This window comes from Aeromonas rivuli, from assembly GCF_020149575.1.
GTDB classification, from domain to species: domain Bacteria; phylum Pseudomonadota; class Gammaproteobacteria; order Enterobacterales; family Aeromonadaceae; genus Aeromonas; species Aeromonas rivuli.
Genome location: NZ_CP079742.1, coordinates 2752571 through 2772743 on the forward strand (window position 1 = coordinate 2752571; position 20173 = coordinate 2772743).

The following is a 20173-nucleotide window of genomic DNA, read 5'->3' on the forward strand; positions in this document are numbered from 1 at the left end:
GAACTGAAGATTATGCCCATCGTATCAAAGTACAATAACGAGCAGTTTGACGCCCTGATGAACGACCTGATCACCGCCCTGGAAAAACACAAGGCGCCGGTGGATCTCAGTCTGATGGTGCTTGGCAACCTGACCACCAATATCATCAATGGTATGGCCCCGGCCCAGCGTCAGGCGATCACCGAAAAATACATCCAGGCGCTCACTGCCTCGGTGGATCACCGTCGCGATGCTCACTGAGTTTCTCCGCATTCTTTGATGTTTTTCAAGTAGATGGATCACTATGGTCGAAACCGGCAACCCCTATCGTGATAACGTTTCCCGCCTGATCACCTGGGGGCATTGGTTCTCCTTCTTCAACATCATCCTGGCCATGCTGATCGCCACCCGCTATCTGGGTGCCATCAGCTGGCCATCGACGACCCTCGGGATCGTCTATCTCATCATCAGCTGGATAGGCCACTTCTCCTTCCTGAGTTTCGTCACCTATCTGCTGACCATATTCCCCCTGAGTTTCGTGCTTCCCAAAGAGAAGGCACTGAGGTTCGTCTCGGCCATAGTGGCGACCCTGGCACTGGTGCTCTTGCTCATCGACACCCAGGTGTTCCGGCTGTTCAAGTTCCACCTCAATGGGCAGGTATGGCAGCTGCTATTGGAGCAAGCCCAGACGGAGCAAGGCTCTATCTGGAGCATCATCTTCGTGGCGGTGCCGACCATCTTCCTGCTGCAACTGCTGCTGTCGGCCTATGTGTGGCGCAAGATCAACAAGCGCAAGCGCCGTCAGTATGGCAGCCATGTGGGCCTGGCCCTGCTCGGCTGCTTTATCCTGACCCACGTGGTCAACAGCTGGGCAGATGCGACCCTGTATCAGCCCATCACCATGCAGAAGGCAAACTTCCCGCTCTCCTACCCCATGACCGCCAAGAGCTTCCTGGCCAAGCATGGCTGGCTGGACCTGGATCAGTACGAGAAAGAGGCCCAGTCCCAGGATGGGGATGGCGAGAGCCGGCTGCGCTATCCGCTGCGCCCGCTCAGCGTCAATGCGCCCAGCAATCATCAAAATCTGCTGATCGTGGTGGTGGACTCGCTGCGCTATGACATGCTCAACAGCATCAATATGCCCAATCTGCAACGCTATGCAGACCAGCACCTCAACTTCCGTCAGCACCTGAGCGGCGGCAACGACGATGTGATGGGCATGTTCAGCCTGTTTTATGGTCTGCCCGGTCACTACTACAACGACATCCGCCTCGACAAGACCCCGCCAGTGCTGCTGGATGAGATGCTGCGCCAGGATTACGAATTCGGTCTGTTTGGCTCCCTTGATGATGCCGATAAGTATCGCCGGAGCATACTCGCCGGCCTGCGCAAGCAGGTGTTTGTCTCCCGCCAGCAGGATGATGGCAAGCTGGTTGCAGACTGGCAACAGTGGCTGGGTGAGCGCCCGAACGACAGACCATGGTTCTCGTTTGTCTATCTATCCAGCCCGGGTGCCTATCAGCTACCCGCCGAGATCAAGGGCCCCTTCCAGCCCGAACTGACCAAGTTCAATCCGGCCACCGCCTATCGCGCCGAGAATCGCCAGAAGCTGGAGAACCGTTACAAGAACGCTGTCTTCTACGCCGATCAGCTGCTCGAGCAGATGCTGGCCGAGTTGCAGCAAAAAGGGCTCAGCGATGACACCATAGTGGTGATCACCTCCGACCATGGTCAGGAGTTCAACGACACGGATCGCAACAGCTGGGGATCGGGAACCAATTATTCCCGTTACCAGGTGCAGGTCCCTCTGGTGCTGGCCTGGCCGGGCAAGGCCGCGGCAGACATTGATACGGGTACCAGCCATATGGATTTGGTGCCCACCCTGATGCCCAATATGCTGGGGGTGCGCAACCCTGAGCGCGACTACAGCAGTGGCCGAAATCTGTTCGATCCGGGCCAGCGCAACTGGCTGCTGGCTGGCGATCAGCAGAACTTTGCCATCTATCAGGACAAGACCATCACTGAGTTCAACAAGCAGGGTGACTTCGAGTTGCGTGACTGGGGCAGTTATCGCCAGATCAAGCACGGCACTCCGGACATGGGCGCCATGATCCAGGTAATGAACGAGCTGAACCGCTTCTACCGCGCCCCCTGATTGAGCCTGCCCCCTCGACAGAGCCCGCCTCATGGCGGGCTCTGTCGTATGTGCACGGAATCCAACTCCCCTCCCACCAGTCTCGTCTCTCACCTCCCCGAGTTGCATCGCTATCACACTCTGCCTTCTTCAATCAGACCAAGCAGCACCACCCCTCATTGAATAAATGTCAAAAATATCAATAATATCAATTCAGTACGATAGCAATGATAATTATTATCAACTGTTGATCTGCCCTAATGAGTCTGCAATAATCCGCGCCCTTCAGGCTCAAATAATAATCATTATCAACAATGAAAACACCACTGCACTACTGGCCCATGCTGCTGTCCGGTACAGCCCTGGCCGCCAGCGATCCGGCCAGGATCGACGCCACTGACATCAATCCCACCCTCAAGGCGCGCGAGACCATAGTGGTCAAGGGCCAGCGGATAGAGCAGAAGCTGTCCGACGTCTCGGGCTCCATCACCGTCATCACCGAGGAGGACCTGGATCGCCAGGTGGCCACCGAACTCACCGACGTGTTCAAGAATGAACCCGGTGTCTCGGTGACCGGCTCCGCCGGGCGGCCGCAAAACATCATCATCCGCGGCATGGGCGGCAACCGGGTATTGATCATCAAGGATGGGGTGCGGGTCAGCGATGGCTTCGGCGCCGATGATCTCAACGACAAGGTGGGCCGTTTCAGCTTCGATCTCGACGACGTCAAGCAGATCGAAGTGGCCAAGGGGGCGGGCTCCTCCCTGCACGGCTCCGACGCCATCGGCGGCACCATCGTCATCAGCACCAAGCAGCCGGAAGACTACCTGCAGGGCCAGGATGCCTATCTGAGCAGCAAGATCCTGCACGATGGCAGCAGCGCCAAGCAAAAACTGAGCGCCACCGGCGCCGCCCGCCTGCTGGATACCGAGCACCTGCTGCGCGTTTCCGGCTGGCAGGGACACGAGACCGCCAACTATGACGAGAGTCGCATCCCGGCGGATCTGGACGGCCTCAGCGCCTCCACCAGCTCCCGTTTCGACTTGAATGAGCACCACCTGCTGCGCCTCGAACTCGACTACTTCGAGGACAATGCCTACCGGGATCAGGGACCCCGCGAAGTGCCCCAGCCCGACGGCAAGTGGCAGGTACGCGAGTACCGCGAGAATGCGTCGCAAAAGACCCAGGGCGGCAAGCTGAGCTGGGAGGCGAGCCGCCTCGACAGCCTGCTGGCGGATCAGTTCAGCTGGAACCTCTATGGCAACCACGCCAAGAACACGGCCAACAAGCGCAGCCTGCTGCAAAACGACGAGCTGAGCGGCTACCCGCGCTATCGCAGCGAGCGGGAACGGGCCACCTTCACCGAAGAGCGGATCGGCAGCGCGCTGGATGTGCGCCGGGATCTGACCACCGGCGACCTCGGCCACAAGTTGAGCTATGGCATGGAGCTGGAGCGCACCAACCATGAGCGACCGGTGGACAAGCTGAGCCTGGAGGCGGGCGTGCCCCAGCCCCAGCAGTCGGCGCCGTTCAGCCGGGCCCGCACCGACCGGGCCGGGGTCTGGCTCAGCGACGTGGCGACCCTGGGTCAGTGGCAGTTCACCCCGACCCTGCGCATGGATCATCAGTGGCTGCAACCGCTGGATGGCAGCAATGGCGAGAACCACAGCTGGCATATCTCCCCGAGCCTGGCCACCAGCTACCGCTTCAACGACCAGTGGCGCAGCTGGCTCAGCTACGCCAACGGTTTCCGTGCCCCCTCCTATGACAAGGTGTACGGCAACATCCCCCACTACTTTGCCCTGCCACCGTTCGAGATCATCGCCAACACCGAGCTGCAGGAAGAGACCAGCCACAGCTTCGAGTGGGGCCTTGGCGGCGAAGGTGAGCACTGGAGCATCAAACCGGCGCTCTTCTACAACCGTTACTACAACTTCATCGACTGGCGTGAAGTCGGGCTGCGGCTGCGCGACGGCGTCATCCTGCGCCAGTACCGCAACGTGGCCAAGGCCGAGACCTGGGGCGCCGAAGTGGCCGCCAGCTACTGGCTGACCCAGCAATGGGAGCTCGCCACCAAACTCGGCTGGGTCGATGGGGAAGATAGCGAGGGCGAGGCCTTGCGCACCCTCACCCCGCTGGAGGGCAACACTCGCCTGAGCTATCAGGCCAACGACTGGAGCGTCGGGGTGCAGGCCGACTACGCCGCCGCCATGAGCCGGGTGCCCAGCTGCGGCAACAGCCTGACCAGCAGCCAGAGTGACTGTCTCAAGAGCGCGGGCTGGTTCAGCCTCGCCATGACCGCCGACTGGCTGATCACCGATGCCCTCAAGCTCAACCTCAAGCTCGATAATCTGTTCGACACCCGTTACACCCGCTATCAGGATGTGGCCGGGCTGGAAGCGGGCACCAATGCCGATCTGTTCACCCAGACCGGTCGCTCCCTGAGCGCCAGCCTGCGCTACACCTTCGTGGGGATCTGATGCAGCACCTACTGATCCTGGCCGCCCTGCTGGCGGCCCCTGCCTCCCAGGCCTCTGAGGAAGCGCCCCCCATCCCCAAACGTCCCTTGCTGATGCAAGGCGAGATTGCTCGGGTCGATCCCTATGGCGGCTGGCGTGACGACAGCCGCCGCTCCCCCGAATTGCTGACGCTGCTGCGCGAGCAGAATCGCTCGACCGAGCAACAGCTCAGCGGCCAGCAAGCACTGGCACAGCAACTGCAAACCGAGTGGCAGGCCAGAGAACGGGGCGAGCCTCTACCAGAGGAGTGGCTGACCGAGGCCGGCAGCCAGTGGCGCATGAAAGCGGACGGCAGCCTGTGGCAGCGGACCGATGAGCAGGCCCCCCCCCGCCAGCGGCTGGCCCCGCGTCAACCAGGGGAGGGCTACTACGAGCTCGCCAGCTGGTCGCTGCATCCCGATGGGCGCTGGCTGGCGCTGGCCGAAGATAGCCGTGGCGACAGGGACTACCGCATCACCTTGCTGGATCTGGCGAGCGGCGAGACGCTCGCCTCTTTGCCACACCGCGCCAGCGATCTGCTCTGGAGCCTGGATGGCAAGACCCTCTATACGGTCGCCAACGAGCGCAATACCCTGCGCCCCTGGCAACTGTGGGCCTGGCAAGGGGGCAAGGAGCGGCTGATCCATCAGGAGATGGATGCCGCCTGGCTGCTCAGTCTCTATCGCACCACCGACCAGCGTCACCTCATCTTGCAGAGCAACAACCACAACAGCTCGGAGCAATACCTGCTGGACGACGGCAAGGCCGCCCTGCTCAAGGCCCGCCAACCCGGTGTGGAGTACTACCTCGATACCCTGGGCGAACGGGTGCTGCTCAAGAGCAACCGGGATGGCGAGCTTGGCCTCTACCAGGCCAGCAGCCTGGCCGAACTGAGGCAAGGCAAGTGGCAGCTGCGTTGGCCCGGTCAGGGCCGCACCCTCGAGAAGTGGCGCCTGTTTGCCAATCACACCGTGCTGCAATACCGCAAGGATGGCGATGACTGGCTCGATGTGCTCGATGCCAACGGCGAACTGCGCCACAGCCTGCCGCTCACCGAAGGGGCGGGTACGGCCTGGATCCAGGGCGCTCAGGATCCGGCCAGCCAGCAAGTGTTGATCCGCCGCCAGGGCATGGCCGAGGCCCCGCATCAACGCTGGCTGGATCTGGACTCGGGGCAATGGCTGAGCGATGCCACTCAGGCAGCGGCCTCTGTCTATCAGAGCGAACGGCGCTGGGTCTTGGGCAAGGACGGCGCCCGGGTGCCGGTCTCCCTGGTGTGGCGCAAAGAGATCAAGACCCCCAAGGCGCTGCTGCTCTATGGCTATGGCGCCTATGGCACCCCCATGCGCCCCTACTACCAGCCTCAGGTGTTGAGCCTGCTCGATCGTGGTTTCGTCTACGCCATCGCCCATGTGCGTGGCGGCGGTCTGCTGGGAGATGGCTGGTATCAAGACGGCCGGGGTCAGCGCAAACAGCACAGCGTGGATGACTTCCTGGCCGTCGCCGATGCCCTGGCGCGGGATCCCGCCATCGACGCTGCCCGGCTGTTCGCCATGGGCGGCAGCGCCGGCGGCCTGCTGGTGGCGGCGGCGCTCAATCAGGCCCCTACCCGCTTCGCTGGCGCCCTGTTGCAGGTCCCCTTCGTCGACTTGCTCGGCACCATGAGCGATCCCGAACTGCCCCTCACCCGCCAGGAGTATGCCGAGTGGGGCAACCCGGCCAAGCCGGCGGACTATGCCGCCATGCGCAGGCTCAGCCCCTATGACAACCTGCATGCTGCGCCCTACCCGCCCCTCTATGTGACGGCCGGACTCTATGACAGTCAGGTGCCTTACTGGGAGCCGCTGAAGTGGATGGCCCGTCTGCGGGAGCAGAGCACCGCGGCCGGCCCCTATCTGCTCAGCACCGAGCTCGACGGCGGACATCTGGCCAGCGCGGGCACGGCGCAGCAGCAGGCCGCCCGCGAATATGCCTTCTTGCTCTCCCTGGCGGGGGTCCGTCACTGATGTCCGCATTCACCTTTTCTGTTTTGGAGTCACCCATGAAACCCTCCTCTCTGGCTCTCTGGCTGACGGCGACCCTGCTCGCCCAACCCCTCTGTGCGGCAGAGCTGCAATTTGTCGATGAGGCGCCGCTGACCGCCACGCCCCAGGCCTGGCTGGAGGCTCGCCTCGGCGTGACCCTTGCCCCCGACTACGACAAGGCCAGCCTGCTCGGCCACCACCATAGCTTCCGCATGCTGGTCAACGGCCTGCCGGTGGCCACCACCCAGGCGGCCATCAGCATAGACAGCGCCGGCAAGCCCTGGCGCCTCTACCACAACCTGCGCCCCCTTCAGACCAGCCTGCCGGGCTGTGATGCCAGCGGCAATCTGGATCCCTTGCTGACCAGCCTGCGCGATGCCGGTGCCCAGATTGACACCCTCGATCTGGTCGAGGCCTGGTACTGGCGCGATGGCGAGACCCTGGTGCCGGCCCTGCGCCAGCGCATTCGTGAGCACAAGGATGGCAACGCCAAGGCCTCCTATGTGCAGCTGTTTGCCAGCTGTGATGGCACAGAGGAGCTCGGCCGCTGGGGCGACATCGCCACCACCACAGCGCTACAGGCCCCCGATGCGGGGGATGTCTCCGTCTTGGCCCGGGTATTCGACCCGGATCCTCGTACCCAGTTGCAAGATGCCAGCCTGATCTGGCACGACGCCCTGGTACTTGCCGATGCCGCCTACCAGGACAAGGTGGCGCTGCCGGTCACCCTGCAGGGCAGCGACTATCTGCTCAGCGGCCCCCATGCCCGGGTGGTGGATGCCATGGAGCCCAGCACGGCGCCCTATCGCGCCGACAATGCTCAGGCATTTCGCCTGACCCGAGACGATCCGGGCTTCGCCGACATCAACGCCTACTACCACCTGGACTTGGCCCAGCGCCACCTCAAGGCGCTCGGCTTTGCCGACCTCATCCCCGGCGCCCTCGACATCGACACCGATGCCGGCTTTCAGGACAACTCCCTCTACGATCCGTTCGAGCGTCGGCTGGAGCTGGGCCGCAGCGGCGTGCCCGATGCCGAAGACCCCATGGTTGTCTGGCACGAGTTTGGTCACGCGGTGCAGCACCACATAGTGCCGGATCTCGGGGAAGAGGGTGACTGGGGCGCCATAGGTGAAGGCTTCAGCGACTATCTGGCGGCCAGTCATCGTCAGCGCAGCGAGACGGGTCGCCAGTTCGAACCGGCCATGGTGTTCAACTGGGATGCCCGCTTCACCGACCGGGCCCCGCGCCAGCTGGACGATCTGCGCGCCCGCTATCACCCGGACTACAACTATCCGGCCCACAGAACCATCAACGGCAGCAACGGTGATCAGCTGTGGGGCACCCCCCTGTTCCAGGCTCTGCTGGCGGCCGTCGCCGAACATGGCGAGCTGGCGCGAGACGAGTTTGATCGCCTCGTCATCGAGTCCCACTTCGGCTTAGGACCCGCCATTCGCATGCCACAGCTGGCCCGCCTCACGGTGGACACGGCCGAGCGGCTCTATCCGGCGCGCCACTATGGTCGCCTGCTGGAACAGGCATTCCGTCAGCACGGCCTGCTGCAGGCACCGGTCAGCATGGCTCTGGCCGACGGCAGCGCCATCGAGCTCGGCGAGCGCCAGTCGGTAGTACTCAACCTCAGCAACCCCGGCAACACGCCAGTGACCCTGCACAGTCTGACCCTGGCCCTGCCCGGCGGCCTGCAGGCCGAGCCGGTTCAGTGGCAGAGCAGCACCCTGGCACCAGGCGGCCTCATGACCACCACCCTGCGACTGTTGGCCCAGAGCCCCCTCGCCTGCGGCGACGTGACATCTGTGCCCGTCAACCTGACCCTGACCGGTGCCAGCCCGAGCGAGCGCCAATGGCAACAGTCCCTGAGCCTGCCCATCGGCACCCCGGTAGTCGCCCGAGCAAGCGGCCAGTCGCTGGCCCTCAACGATGCCATCAGCAGCGATGAAAAGGGCTTGAGCGAAACCAGTCTGCTGCTGGAAAAGAGCGATGCCAGGGTGAGCGATCAGTTGCAACTGACCCTGGACTTGCAACACGAGGCCCTGGACGAGCTGGAGATCTGGCTCAACTCCCCCTCCGGCACCCGGGTCCAGATCTGGGACAAAGGCTACAGTCCGCTGCCCCGTCTCAAGGGGGTCTTCCCGACCGAACTGCAATCCCTGCAACCCTTGAGCCTGTTCAACGGCGAACCCTTGTCGGGCAAGTGGACCCTGGACGTCGTGGACAACGCCCCCGGCAAGCGGGGCCGCCTGAATGGCTGGAGCATCAGCCAGCGCGTCGGCGCCCAATGTGGCAAGCCGGTGACGCCGCCCAAGGACGGCATCATCCACTTCGACACCGCGGACAGCAGCGGGGGCGGTGCCATCAACCTGTTCTGGCTGCTGCCGCTCGCCCTCTGGCGCCGTTTCGTGCGTCGTCGTTAACACAGACCCTATCAATAACAGCGAGGGGCCCAGGCCCCTTTGAGGACAAGAGATGAATCTGAAATACAGCTGGCTTGCCTGTTTGCTGGCTCCCCTGCTCAGCGCCTGCGGTGGCGGCGACTCGGACGAGGCGCCACTGGCCGCACCGGCCTATCGCCTGACGGTCAACCTGCCCCAGGCAGGCACCCTGTGCGTCAACCTCAATCAAAACGATCGTTGTGACGCCGGTGAACCCGAGGTCAATGGCGCTGCAGGCGCTCGCCCGCTGGAGGGTCACTCCCCCACCCTGCTGACCAGCCCTCTGCTGTTCATCCCAAGGGATCCCGCCGCGCTGACTCTGACTCACCCGGCGGCGCGCCAGGATGCACAACACCTCACGCCCAGTCCCCTGAGCACCTTGTTGCAGATCCGGATCAGTGAGGGGATACCGCCAGCCCAGGCACTGGCCAAGCTGCTGGCCGACCTGGCACCCCTTCAGCCGGGCCAGGATCTGGCCGCCCTGAGTCAGCTGGAGGCCTTCAACCAGGCCCTCGCCGAGCTGGCACTGGCCGCACTCAATGATGCCGGCACCCTGCCGGGGATCGCGGCCAATGAGCGCCAACGCCAGATCTGGCAGGGGTTGGTCACCCTGCTGCCCGAGCTCAGTCAGCATTTTGCCGACAGTCCGGAGCTCCTCAGCCTGCAACCCCGACTCGGCGCCGTGTTGCAACAGCAGCAGCCAAGAGCCCTGGTCACCGCCAGCGGCGTCACGACGTACAGCGACGGAGTGGATTATCTGCTGACCAGCGAGCCCGCGGATCACCCGGGCCAGGATGCCAGCCTCAAGCAGGCTCCCCTGCGTTATCGCAAGCTCGACAACAAGGGGCAGCCGCTGCCGGACAGCGCAGCTCAATGGGATTGTGTGGAGGATCTCAACACCGGCCTCGTCTGGGAGAAGAAGCTGGATGACCCGGACAGCCCGCGGGATCTGCATCGGGTCTTCGCCTGGGAGTTTGGCAACTACCATCCCCAACAAGCCGAGCTGGACTACGCCTGCCCGAGTGGTGAGGCCATCTGCTCAACCGAGCAATACCGTCAATGGCTCAACAGCCAGCAGCTGTGCGGCATCGCGCACTGGCGTCTGCCCCACGCCCAGGAGCTGATGAGTCTGCAACACTACGGCTCGCTGGCTCAGCAGGATGGGCAGATTGCCACCCTCGATGTGCGCTACTTCCCCGATCTGGGCACCGGTCTCAATGGCTTCGATGGCTATTACTGGAGTCAGACTCTGACCCCCTCCCGTCGCCTCGAGAGTGCGCCGCTCAGTGTCATTGCCCCGCTTTATTGGGGTGAGGACGCTGGCACCGATTACCCGACTCCCGTACAAACCCCTGACGACCCCAATGCCCTGCAACTGCGCCTGGTGGCCGAGGTAACCCGATGAACAAGTTTCTCCTGACCCTGCTGCTTTGTCTGTGCAGCCCGCTGGCACTGGCCATCGCCATCTGCGACGACAGCATGCCCAGAACCAGCCCCAGCTCCCGCTTCCTCGATCACGGCAACGGTACCGTGACGGACCGGGCATCCGGCCTGACCTGGATGCGCTGCCAGCTGGGGCAAACCTGGCAAAATGAGAGCTGCCGTGGCGAGCCGACTCGCCTCTATTGGCAGCAGGCACTGCTGACCGCCGAGCGGATCCGCACCGAATCCAATCACGCCCTCCATGGTTTCGGCGGTCACACCGACTGGCGCCTGCCCACCATCAAGGAGCTGACCAGCATCCTGGAATCCGCCTGCTACAAGCCGGCATTGAACGAGACCATCTTCCCCCGCGCCATGGCGGGCGAGGGCAAAGAGGTCAATGACGGTTACGTCTATCTCTGGTCCTCGACCCCCTTCCCGGCGGGCAAGACGGTGGCTTATCTGGACATCACCAGCGGCGCCGTCGGTCTGCGGGCCCCCAGCGCCTGGGCAAAACAGCTAATACTGGTGCGCTAAGCCCCTGAACTGACCGACAGCGGACGCACCGCGCACCGCTGTCGGCCAGCAGGTGTCGCCAAAACAGTACAGTGATTGCGCGCACTGTCAGAAAATAGCCAAATCACGTCATTGTGTGGCCGAACAGGCAGGATTTGCATGGCAGAGCGCTGGTATGAAGGCGGTGAAGCGGTTAGTCTAGCGACGATAGTTCAATCCCATGAGGTACAGATGAAAACCGTATTGCGTTTTAGCCTGCTGGGCGCCTTCTTGCTGAGCGGGCATGCCTTCGCCGCCGAACCGAAAAAATTTGATATCAGCATGTTCCCGGCCGCCGAGATAAACCAGGAACGTGTCGTTGTCCGCCTGCCGGAAGTCGAGAATGAAGCCGACATGATGGTCGAGCTGCAAGTCGGCAAGAAGATGCTGGTGGATTGCAACGTGCCGCGCTTCGCTGGCAACCTGGAGCAGCACAGCGTCAAGGGGTGGGGTTACAACTACCTGACCCTGGGCAAGGTCTCCGACCCCATCAGCACCCTGATGGCCTGCCCGGAAGGCCAGAAGAAAGAGAGTTTCATCCAGATTTATGGCCAAGGCTTCTTCGTGAACTACAACTCCAAGCTGCCTTTCGTCATCTATATACCCCAGGAGTACGAGGTGCGCTATCGCTTGTGGCGTGCCGATGCCCAGGCGCAACCGGCCATGATTGAATGACATTGGGCGGCCAGTTTGGCTCTCAGAACTGAATGACAAGGGCGCCACTGTGCGCCCTTTTCCTTGCCAAAAATGGGCAAAAAAAAATGACAACGGGATGATGCGCTGCATCATAAGTCCGTTATTTTTCTCACTTTTTGGCCAACTTACCCCAACAATCATCACCACAGACAGGGGTAAATAGTTCAATAAAATATTTTTATCAAGATAGTGAGAAAATTGATTTTGCACTATTTAAAAGCCTGATGATACTTGCCCGCAAAGGTCAAACTAACCAGAACAAGAGCACTATGAGCTTCGAATCAGACAAGCGTTTCAACGACTTCAAACATTTTCCCCGTGGCCTGCGTCGCAGTGGTGAATTCACCGTCGCCGAAGCAGACAGTCTGGAAAAATACGGCACCAGCATGCTGGCCATCTACCAGGGCAACCTGGCGCCGCGCGACGAGGTAGAGACCGCCTTCGCCGAGCAACTCAAGGCGGGTGAACCCGGCAGCAACCCTCACGCCAAGGTGTGGTTCAAGTATCTCAAAGTCATAGGCCCGAAGCGGGTTCATCGCCTCTGCACCGTCGCCGGTGGCGCCAGTGACGAGGCTGCTGGCAGCTTCGGCGGGAGTGGCAGCATGGGTGGTGGCATGGGTGGCGGTGACGAGTCCCTCGACTGATGGATACCGAACTGCTACGCACCTTCATCGAAGTCAGCAAGACCCGTCACTTTGGCCGCGCCGCCGAGAATCTCTATCTGACCCAGTCGGCGGTGAGCTTTCGCATTCGCCAGCTCGAGCAGCAGCTCGGGGTCAGTCTGTTTGCCCGTCATCGCAACAACATCCGTCTGACCGCCTCGGGGGAGCGTCTGCTGCCCTATGCCGACGCCATCTTGCACACCCTGGGCCGTGCCAAGCAGGATGTGGCCCTCTCCCCGGGCTTCAGTCAGCAGCTTGCCATCGGCGCCCCTCCCGTGTTCTGGGAGCTGGATTTCAACGACTGGCTCAATCATGTCTACGCCCTGGCCCCCGGCCTCGCGGTAAGGCTAGAGACCGCCTCTCGCGAGCACCTTTGCCGCCAGTTGCTGGAGCGCTCCCTCGACTTGGCGCTGCTCTCCGAGCCAACCAAGATCGACGAAATAGCCCTGCACCCCATTGGTGAGCTGGTGTTCGAGCTGGTGAGCCGGGACCCGGCCGCCAATGCCGACAACCTGATGCAGATGCCGCACATCCATCTCGATTGGGGCACCAGCTTCGAGCCGCAGCCAAGCCGCCTGCAGAGCCTGCAAAAGACCCCGGTGCTGCACTCAAGCTCCGCCAGCATGGCGTTGCAGTTTGTGCTCGCCAACGGTGGGGCCGCCTATCTGCCGCGGCGCATGGTCACCCCCTTCCTGGAGCAGGGGCGCCTGCATCTGGTGGAAGGAGGCCAGCCCCTGCGCCGTCCGCTCTATCTCGCCTATCTGGAAAAATCCGATCGCCGGGAGTTGATCGATGCCCTGCTCACCCTGCCCCTTGGCTGGGACGATGCCGAGCTCTATGTGCCTGCGACTGACTAAATCATCACGCCATAAAGAAGGGGCCCGCGGGCCCCTTCTGCTATTCATGCTTGCTGTCCAGACTAACCGTAGTGGCGCCGGTCGTTGGCCTGCGCCAGCAACATGCGGCTCTCCTTGAGGAACTGATCGGCGTGGGGGCCGAAGAAGTCGGACACCTGACGAAATGCCGTGATGAAACCAGCCCTGTCCCCTTGCTCCAGCAGGTGCAACACCTCCCCGAAACGCTCGAAGTAGCGACGCACCATGGCCAGATTCTGGGGTGAAGAGAGGATGATGTCGGCATAGAGCTCGGGATCCTGGGCAAACAGCCGCCCCACCATGGCCAGTTCCAACCGGTAGATGGGTGAGCTCAAGGCAAGCAGCTGTTCGAGATCCGCCCCCTCCTGGGAGAGATGCCAGCCATAAGCGAAGGTGGCGAAGTGGCGCAGCGCCTGAATGAGGGTCATGGCCTCATCATGGGCCTTGGCCTCTACCTGTTGCAGACGGGCGCCCCAGATGGTCATCTGCTCGAGCAGCCATTGGCTGGCGGCCGGATCCCGACCCAGGCAGCAGACGATCACCTGCTTGGCAAAGCTGGCCACATCCGGGCCGAACATGGGATGCAGACCCAGCACGGGCCCAGTGTGGGTGGCCAGCATATGAGCCAGAGGCTGACTCTTGACGCTGGTCACATCCACCAGCAGGCAATCTGCTGGCAGGGTACCCAACCGGTCGATGATCTGACAGGTGATGTCGATGGGCACCGCCACCATCACCAGTCCCGCATCGGCCAGGATCTCGTCCGCCCGCGGCCAGTCGGCCTGTTCCAGCGTCTCGACCCGGTAGCCGGAGAGCGAGAACATGTGACCAAACAGCCGGCCCAGCTGCCCCTCGCCCCCGATAATGACAATCTTGCCCAGGGCAGGATTGATGCACTTGAAGCCGGTATCTTTCTCGCTGGCATAGGATTCGCGCATCACCCGGCGCAGCACGTCTTCAATCAGATCGCCGGGCACCCCCAGCCGTTCGGCCTCGACCCGGCGACCGGCCAACATACTCGCCTCCCTGTCCGGGGCATAGATGGGCAGACCATGACGGCTCTTGACCTCACCCACTTCCCCCACCAGGGCCAGACGCTGGGCCAGCAGATCAAGCAGCTGCCGATCGACTACATCTATCTTGTCCCTGAGGGCATTCAACTCTTCTGCCATGACATCTTCCTGACGGCGTCGCCGGATGCGACGCCCTATTATTCAACATTTTCACACAGTGACTCAATGGCTTAGCCCTGAGCACGCGCCTTGAGCGGGGCCGCCAGCTGCTGGTGACAACGATCCAGCAGCGTGGCAGTGGTCTCCCAGTCGATGCAAGCATCGGTAATGGAAACGCCGTAACGCATCTGTGCCTTGGGCTGCTCGCTGGACTGGTTGCCCTCGTTGAGGTGCGATTCCAGCATGACGCCAATGATAGAACTGTTCCCCTCCTGGATCTGGTGGATGACGTTGTCGGCCACCTTGGGCTGCAAGCGGTGATCCTTGCTGGAGTTGCCATGACTGCAATCCACCACCAACCCCGGCAGCAGGCCCGCCTTTTCCAGCGCCTCCTCGGCCAAGGAGACATTGACCGAGTCGTAGTTGGGGTGCTTGCCGCCGCGCAGGATCACGTGGCCATCCGGGTTGCCCTGGGTCTGCAACAGCGCCACCTGGCCCTGCTGATTGATGCCCATGAAGGCATGGGGACTGGATGCCGCCTGCAGGGCATTGATGGCGGTACCCAGGTTGCCGTCGGTACCGTTCTTGAAACCGACCGGCATGGATAGGCCGGAAGCCATCTCCCTGTGAGTCTGGGATTCGGTGGTGCGGGCACCGATGGCCGACCAGGAGAAGAGCTCGGCCAGGTATTGCGGGCTGATGGGGTCGAGGGCCTCGGTCGCCAGCGGCAACTCCAGCTCGGCCAGCCAGCAGAGCAGTTCCCGGGCCCGGTGCAGTCCCAGCTCGACATCGAAAGTGCCGTCCAGGTCTGGATCATTGATAAACCCCTTCCAGCCGACCGTGGTGCGGGGTTTCTCGAAGTAGACCCGCATCACTATGTAGAGAGAATCTTGATAGGCGTCATGCAGCGCTTTGAGTCGGGTTGCGTACTCTTTGGCGGCGTCCATGTCATGAATGGAGCAGGGCCCACAGATCACCAGCAGCCGATGATCCCGGCGGTGAATGATGTCGGCTATGGTATTGCGCGCCCCTTGCACGAAGGCCAGGGCCTGCTCCGAGATGGGCAGTCGCTCCTTGAGCTGGGCCGGGGTGATCATGACCTGTTCGGACTGGATGTGGATGTTGTTCAGGGGATCTCTGTGCATGATGTCATTCTCGCTACTGTCTAAGCCAAAAGGGGTGGTGTATCTTAATGTTTACACCAGTTCACCCCTTGTTACGCAACCGCCACCACCTTACCAAGGAAAAACAAACAATCAAGTGTAACCAGCGGTAAAAGCTGTCAATAGCTGGATAAACAACCAATCTGGAATGATAAAGACCTATAAGATAGGCCGTACCACTTGCCATAAAATCATAAATCGTAAATAAAAAATTACACTCGCAGCAGCTCAGCCTGACATCATGATGCCACCGCAGTCACTGAGCGGCCCCTCATCCACCAAGGCGGGTACTGCTCCCCTTCCCCACAGCGTTGCCAGGTCATGCAAACGATCAGACTGCTCGCTTCCCCGTGGCCTGCCCATAACAAAGCGGGGCACCTGGCCCCGCTCGTTCTTCCCTGTTGCGCCCTGATTTACGCTTTGCCGTGGGCCTCGATGACGGCGACCGCCTTGTCCGGGAAATCGCTGAACACCCCATCCACATCGGCCTGATAGAGGAAGATGTTGAGCAGGTCGGTGAAGTCTTTGGCATAGGCCGGGATCTGGCCCTCGTCCTGGCGGAAGGTATAAGGGTGTACCTTGAGCCCGGCAGCATGGGCGTCCTTGACCATGCTGGTGAACACCGGCTTGCCCGGGGTACCCGGCTCGGTGACTATCATCGGCTTCCAGGGGCCTATGCCGTCGGCGTAAGCGGCTATGGTCTTCATGGCCCCCGGCTTGAACATCCAGTCATAGTCGTAGGGGGTCGCCTTGCCCTTGGTGTCGTAGACCATGGTCTCATTCCAGTCGGTCTCGGCCATCAGCTGCACCAGCTTCACGTCCATGCCGAGGGCGGGCATCAACTCAGCGTTGATGCGCTTGAGTTCATCGGCATCAAAGCTCTGCAGGTAGACCTTGCTCTGCTTGTCGGTGTAACCGTACTCCTTGAGCACGGAGAGCACCGCCTTGGAGATGTCCTTGCCTTCGTGACGGAAGAACCAGGGCGCCTTGATCTCGGGATAGATACCGACCTGCTTGCCAGTGCTCTTGTTCATGCCCTGGATCATCTCTATCTCTTCCTGGAAGGTGTGGATCCGAAAATCCGACTGCCACAGCGGGAAGCGGGCCGGGTAGACGGGCACCTGTTTGCCATCCACCAGCTGGAAGGGCTCGGTCATGCGCAGGGAGCGCACCTCGGCCAGGGTGAAGTCCACCACATAGTAGCGGCCATCGGCGCGGGCCCGGCCGGGGAAACGCGCCGCCACATCGGTGATGCCATCGAGGAAGTGATCGTGCATCACCACCAGCTGGTCATCCTTGGTCATCACCAAATCCTGCTCAAGATAATCCACCCCCATGGCGTAGGCCATGGCCTTGGAGGCCAGGGTGTGCTCGGGCAGATATCCGGAGGCGCCGCGGTGGGCGATGACGACCTTGCCCTCATCGGCAGCCAGTGCAGGCAGAGGGAGAGTGGCGCCGAGGGAGAGGGCAAGAAGGGATAAGGCTACTTGTTTCATCTTGGGTGCTCTTGTTGTTATTGAAGGGTCAGGTAGGTAAGTCAAACTGCCAATCGATGGCGCAGGTCAACCTTGGGGTCATATGTCAGACCGCCGTCATGGGGCAGGTCATTGTTATAGAGGGAAAATATGACGAGCAGATGATACCGGCCGGGCCGTGGTGGCCATCTGCTCGTGATGACGGGGCATGCTCGGGACATGCCCTCATCCTTTACATGGCCTGTGGCAGGGCGTGGTGGAACTGCTCAAGCCAGGCTTGCAGTGCGGCTTGTTGCTGGGCATCCAGACGCAGCCCCAACTTGCTGCGGCGCCACAGGATGTCTTCCAGGCTGTGCGCCCACTCGTGTTCCAGCAGGTAACGCACCTCGGATTCATACAAGCCAGCACCAAAGTGCTCGCCACGATCATGCTGCAACCAGAGACGGGCCTGAGCGCCATAGGCTTCGCTGATGCGCTGGGCACTGCGCTCATCGAGCCAGTCAAACTCGAGTCGATAGGCGCGGGCCAGCTCCTGGGTGCTGCAATCGAACTCGCCGCCGGGCAGGCGGCTGGACGCGGTCCAGTCATCGCCCATCTGAGCAAACCAGGGCTTGAGTTTGTGACAAGCGGCCTGGGCCAGCTTGCGGTAGGTGGTGAGTTTGCCACCAAATACCGAGAGCAGGGGCGCGCCATCGGCATCGCCACTGAGTTCGAGGGTGTAATCCCGGGTCACCGCCTGGGGGGAGTCAGACTCGTCATCGCACAGCGGTCGCACCCCGGAATAGGTCCAGACCACATCGGACGGCGCTATCTTGCGGGTGAAGTGGGCATTGACCACGTTGCACAGGTAGTTCACTTCGGCGTCGCTGATGTGAGCGTCGCGGGCATCGCCCCTGTGCTCCACATCGGTGGTGCCGATGAGGGAGAAATCCTGCTGGTAGGGAATGACGAAGACGATGCGGTGGTCTTCGTTTTGCAGGATATAGGCCTCTTCGCGCTCGTGGATGCGCGGCACTATGATGTGGCTGCCCTTGATGAGGCGGATACCTCGGGGGGATGTCTCGTGCAGCCCCTCGTCATAGAAGGTCTTGACCCAGGGACCCGCCGCATTGACCAGCCCCTTGCAGGTGACGGTGAAACGCTCACCCCCCTCTCGCTCCAGGGTCAGGGTCCATAACTTGGCATCCCGGGTCGCCTTGACGCAGCGGGTGCGGGTCTGCACCTCGGCCCCCTTGCTGCGCGCCATCATGGCATTGATCACCACCAGTCTGGCGTCATCAACCCAGGCATCCGAATATTCGAAGCCCTTGCTGATCCCCGATCTCAAGCCATCTTGCGGCAAGAAGCGCACACCGCAGCTGCCCTTGAGCTTGTCGCGCTTGGCGAGGTTGTCATACAGAAACAGACCGGCGCGGATCATCCAGGCCGGGCGCAGATGGGGACGATGGGGCAAACGAAAGCGCATGGGGCGAGCGATATGGGGAGCCATGCCGAGCAGCACTTCCCGCTCGGCCAGGGCCTCTTTCACCAGGCGAAACTCATAATGCTCGAGATAACGCAGGCCGCCATGGATAAGCTTGCTGGAGTTGGACGAGGTGGCCGAGGCGAGATCATGAGCCTCAAACAAAGCTACCTTCAGGCCACGGCCGGCCGCATCCGCCGCGATGCCAACCCCATTGATGCCGCCACCGACGACGACCAGATCATAATGTTCGCTCATGTTCACCTACTTTCTTATATTTGCGTTCGCCAAGGCGACAATGTTTGATTTCGCTCATATTAGAGCATAAAAAAACTATAAACGAACATTTAGTGATGAAAGTGTGATCGCGATAGAGGCCAAACCGCAAAAAAAGGGATCCGGCCTCCCTTCCTTGCAGCAAGGAGGCACCACCTGTCTCGATACCAGCAAAAAGCAGACGATGACGCAGCTTGATAGGCGTCAGTTGCCATCCCATGACAGGGGCAACGCCATCAGCGAGGGGGAGGGGAAAGACTGCAAACAATCAGGTGATCGCGCTCCTGTGCCGCAGAGTGCAGAGTGCAGAGTGCAGAGTGCAGAGTGCAGAGTGCAGAGTGCAGGCTAACAGCGAGCGGATAAAGGCGCCATATCAGGGCAAATGGGGAGCAGGCGGGATCAGATAAGCGGCAACGGCAGCGAGGAGATGCGCAGCAAGCCACCGCAAGGGGGTTGACTCACCCTTCAAGCGCACTCCCCCATCAAAACGGCCGCCCGTGGGCGGCCAGACCAAGCACTGCGGGAAAAACGACTCGGCACCGCAGCGGGAGCGGCGCCGGAGTCGTCAGCAGATATGACACTCTATCTGATGCTGAGCCATGATGCGCATCAGCTTCTCGGGAGGGGGCTGGTCGGTGAACAGGGCATGTACCTGATTGAGGTGGCCCAGGTTCACCATGGCGTTACGGCCGAATTTGGTGTGATCCGCGGCCAGAAAAACCTGGCGGGAATGGGCGATGATGGCCTGGGCTATCTTCACCTCGTGATAGTCGAAATCGAGCAATGAGCCGTCACCATCGATGCCGGAGATGCCGATGACACCGTAGTCCATGCGGAACTGGCCGATGAAGTCACGGGTCGCCTCCCCCACTATGCCGCCATCTCTGTTGCGGATCTCGCCCCCGGCGATGATGACGGTGAAATCATCCTTGGCGGTCAGAATGCTGGCCACGTTGAGGTTGTTGGTCACGACGCGCAATTCCCGGTGATCGAGCAGTGCCCGGGCAATGGCCTCTGTGGTGGTGCCGATGTCGATAAAGAGGGAGGAGCCGTCGGGAATGTTGGCCGCCACCTCGCGGGCGATGCGCTCTTTCTCCTTGAGCTGCATCACTTTACGGGCGCTGTAGGCGGTATTGACGGTACTCGAATGCAATGAGGCGCCGCCATGGTGACGACGTATCTTGTTCTGTTCGGCGAGATCGTTCAGATCCCGGCGTATGGTCTGCGGGCTGACGTCGAAATGGCTCACCAGGTCTTCCGTCGAGACAAATCCCTGCCGCGTCAGGACGTCCAGTATCTCCAGATGTCGTTGGGTTTGTTTCACGCTTGC

Annotated in this window: 15 protein-coding genes; 10 read left to right on the plus strand and 5 right to left on the minus strand. The window is 61.5% G+C overall.

The annotated features are described in order from the left end of the window. Window positions 1-12: 12 nt before the first annotated feature. The 10 genes from KYK33_RS12685 (at window position 13) to hdfR (ending at window position 13277) form a co-directional block, all read left to right on the plus strand. Entirely contained in the window at window positions 13-240 is a 228-nt protein-coding gene (locus KYK33_RS12685) for a YejL family protein (protein WP_005901622.1), read from the plus strand. A 43-nt stretch (window positions 241-283) separates the two neighbouring features. Beyond that, entirely contained in the window at window positions 284-2134 is a 1851-nt protein-coding gene (locus KYK33_RS12690; RefSeq protein WP_224430750.1) for a DUF3413 domain-containing protein, read from the plus strand. 293 nt (window positions 2135-2427) lie between these two features. Continuing rightward, on the plus strand, window positions 2428-4593 hold the full coding sequence (locus tag KYK33_RS12695) for a TonB-dependent hemoglobin/transferrin/lactoferrin family receptor (protein ID WP_224430751.1): 2166 nt from the start codon (window positions 2428-2430) through the stop codon (window positions 4591-4593). Next, complete coding sequence (locus tag KYK33_RS12700; RefSeq protein WP_224430752.1) at window positions 4593-6617, plus strand: prolyl oligopeptidase family serine peptidase; 2025 nt, start codon at window positions 4593-4595, stop codon at window positions 6615-6617. The genes KYK33_RS12695 and KYK33_RS12700 overlap by 1 nt, the downstream gene beginning before the upstream one ends. Before the next feature lie 35 nt (window positions 6618-6652). Then, window positions 6653-9067: a proprotein convertase P-domain-containing protein gene (locus KYK33_RS12705; protein WP_224430753.1), complete on the plus strand. Its 2415-nt coding sequence runs from the start codon at window positions 6653-6655 to the stop codon at window positions 9065-9067. A 52-nt stretch (window positions 9068-9119) separates the two neighbouring features. Next, entirely contained in the window at window positions 9120-10490 is a 1371-nt protein-coding gene (locus tag KYK33_RS12710) for an Lcl C-terminal domain-containing protein (protein ID WP_224430754.1), read from the plus strand. Continuing rightward, window positions 10487-11044 (plus strand): Lcl C-terminal domain-containing protein, encoded by a 558-nt coding sequence (locus tag KYK33_RS12715; protein WP_042043452.1) that lies wholly within the window; start codon window positions 10487-10489, stop codon window positions 11042-11044. The genes KYK33_RS12710 and KYK33_RS12715 overlap by 4 nt, the downstream gene beginning before the upstream one ends. Window positions 11045-11254: 210 nt before the next feature. Next, window positions 11255-11737: a serine protease inhibitor ecotin gene (gene eco, locus KYK33_RS12720; RefSeq protein ID WP_005901610.1), complete on the plus strand. Its 483-nt coding sequence runs from the start codon at window positions 11255-11257 to the stop codon at window positions 11735-11737. Window positions 11738-12027: 290 nt separating this feature from the next. Next, window positions 12028-12402 (plus strand): DUF413 domain-containing protein, encoded by a 375-nt coding sequence (gene maoP / locus KYK33_RS12725; RefSeq protein ID WP_042043449.1) that lies wholly within the window; start codon window positions 12028-12030, stop codon window positions 12400-12402. Further along, complete coding sequence (hdfR, locus tag KYK33_RS12730) at window positions 12402-13277, plus strand: HTH-type transcriptional regulator HdfR (protein ID WP_224430755.1); 876 nt, start codon at window positions 12402-12404, stop codon at window positions 13275-13277. The genes maoP and hdfR overlap by 1 nt, the downstream gene beginning before the upstream one ends. A gap of 62 nt (window positions 13278-13339) precedes the next feature. Here the strand turns inward: hdfR and tyrA are convergent, their stop codons facing one another. From tyrA to KYK33_RS12755, 5 genes are all read right to left on the minus strand, one after another. Beyond that, window positions 13340-14467 carry a bifunctional chorismate mutase/prephenate dehydrogenase gene (gene tyrA, locus KYK33_RS12735; protein ID WP_224430756.1) on the minus strand — a complete coding sequence of 376 codons (1128 nt, stop codon included), beginning with the start codon at window positions 14465-14467 and terminating at the stop codon, window positions 13340-13342. A 71-nt stretch (window positions 14468-14538) separates the two neighbouring features. Beyond that, the gene (locus KYK33_RS12740) at window positions 14539-15612 is read right to left on the minus strand and encodes a 3-deoxy-7-phosphoheptulonate synthase (RefSeq protein WP_042043445.1); all 1074 of its coding nucleotides are present in this window, start codon (window positions 15610-15612) and stop codon (window positions 14539-14541) included. Window positions 15613-16043: 431 nt separating this feature from the next. Then, window positions 16044-17126, minus strand: a complete 1083-nt coding sequence (glpQ, locus tag KYK33_RS12745) for a glycerophosphodiester phosphodiesterase (protein ID WP_224430757.1) — start codon at window positions 17124-17126, stop codon at window positions 16044-16046. Window positions 17127-17337: 211 nt separating this feature from the next. After that, a complete protein-coding gene (gene glpD / locus KYK33_RS12750) occupies window positions 17338-18825 on the minus strand; it encodes a glycerol-3-phosphate dehydrogenase (protein WP_042043442.1) in 1488 nt (495 codons plus the stop codon). Window positions 18826-19408: 583 nt separating this feature from the next. Then, window positions 19409-20167: a DeoR/GlpR family transcriptional regulator gene (locus tag KYK33_RS12755; protein WP_005901758.1), complete on the minus strand. Its 759-nt coding sequence runs from the start codon at window positions 20165-20167 to the stop codon at window positions 19409-19411. Window positions 20168-20173: the final 6 nt, after the last annotated feature.